Annotated in this window: 1 pseudogene; it reads right to left on the bottom strand. The window is 58.6% G+C overall.

Annotated elements, in window-relative coordinates:
* Positions 1-365, bottom strand: a pseudogene (locus tag ABFX56_RS15915) (IS110 family transposase); the annotation flags it as partial.

Raw genomic sequence — 365 nt, 5'->3', positions numbered from 1 at the left:
ACCGGGAACCGTCTTCAGGCGGCGACACGTTTCATCACATCGTACTGCTTGCAGCAGCATCCGGTGGAGCACCGTATATTGCTCTCGCAGAGCCGCCCGCGCTGCTAGCATTGGGCGGATCATTGCCTCCAGCCGGGGCATGGAAGCGACCAGCTCAAGAGCCCTTTGCTCGAACGTATGAGTGGTAATGCGGCCGGACAACTTCACTCCAAATACGCGCAACGTCCCGCGTATTTCGTTCTCAATGTCGATCGCCTTTGTCAGGAGTGTCCGCCGGTTGGTCAGAAGCATTCGGAGCTCCTGGCTGACCTCGCTTTTGACGTGCACGACGGAATACCAGCCAATGCGGATCACCTGGGCGATCG

This window comes from Parafrigoribacterium mesophilum (genome assembly GCF_039652555.1).
Lineage (GTDB): Bacteria > Actinomycetota > Actinomycetes > Actinomycetales > Microbacteriaceae > Parafrigoribacterium > Parafrigoribacterium mesophilum.
Note: the sequence above shows the minus strand (reverse complement) of the source record. Positions and strands in the feature narration are given on the sequence as shown.